At 60.5% G+C, this 446-nt stretch carries 1 protein-coding gene; it reads right to left on the bottom strand.

The features are described 5' to 3' along the window. Positions 1-272, bottom strand: a 272-nt coding sequence (locus HBA93_RS18660) for a TetR family transcriptional regulator (protein WP_286202050.1), incomplete at its 3' end; no start/stop codon positions are given. Positions 273-446: the final 174 nt, after the last annotated feature.

Raw genomic sequence — 446 nt, 5'->3', positions numbered from 1 at the left:
TGCGCGACCACCAGCGCCGTGACCCGGTCGATGGGGCCATCAGTCCCAGTCATGGCCCGTTGCCAGGCTATTGCCAGTTCCCCGGTCACATGATCCGCCACGGCAAGCCACATCGCGGCCTTGGTCGGGAAATGCCGGAACAAGGCGGCCTGACTGACGCCCACAGCCGCTGCGGCAGCACCTGTCGTCACCCGATCCGGCCCGATCTGGTCGGCCAGGTCGAGGACGGCCGCGACGATTTCGGCCTTGCGCAATTCCGCGGATTTTCGCATAAAGTACCTAGTAAGTGAGCAGTCACATACTTAAGTGTAACAATGATCGTGGTCAAGCTTTTCTGACGGGGCAAAGCGAATGCGCGGTGTTGCCGGCAAGATGGCGACAAGCTGCCGGCAATGGGAGCAGGCTTGGAAGAGGTGATCCTTCATGGATGCACAGAACCAGAACTG

The organism is Ochrobactrum sp. SFR4, from assembly GCF_019730395.1.
Taxonomy (GTDB): Bacteria; Pseudomonadota; Alphaproteobacteria; order Rhizobiales; family Rhizobiaceae; genus Pseudochrobactrum.
Note: the sequence above shows the minus strand (reverse complement) of the source record. Positions and strands in the feature narration are given on the sequence as shown.